Raw genomic sequence first — 447 nt, 5'->3', positions numbered from 1 at the left:
GTGCGGTACTCGTCCGCCTTCTCTGGGCGGAGCCGGATCACCTGGACGATGCGCCGCGTCATGCGTCGGCCCTCGCGGACAGGGCCGGGGGCGGCCGGTTGTGGATGAGGCGGATGATCTGCCGGCTCGTCCGCTCGTAGTCGTGGTCGTTGGAGAACTCGCCGCGGACGCGGGGGCGGCCATGACGACCACCCGGTCCGAATCCCGCGAACATGGCGCCGAAAGCGGCCATCCGGCCGACGGCGAGGTTCATGTGCCCCACGGAGAGGACCACCATCTGGGCGAGCGCCACCACGGTCAGCGTCACGATGTCGCGCAGCAGCGGGAAGAGCACGAGCCGTTCGTCGAGGAACGCGGGCCGCAGCGCGCCGAACAGCGCGACGAGGAGCAGGGTCAGGAGGAGCAGGCCGAGTCGCTGGTTGACCCAGAACGGGAGCCGGTGTGCCT

Annotated in this window: 1 pseudogene; it reads right to left on the bottom strand. The window is 70.5% G+C overall.

The window, feature by feature from the left end:
• Nucleotides 1-196: 196 nt before the first annotated feature.
• A pseudogene (locus PUR61_RS36935) lies at nucleotides 197-447 on the bottom strand (ABC transporter permease); the annotation flags it as partial.

This window comes from Streptomyces sp. BE20, assembly GCF_036322525.1.
In the GTDB taxonomy this organism is placed as follows: domain Bacteria; phylum Actinomycetota; class Actinomycetes; order Streptomycetales; family Streptomycetaceae; genus Kitasatospora.
This window is presented reverse-complemented; position numbering and strand designations above follow the sequence as displayed.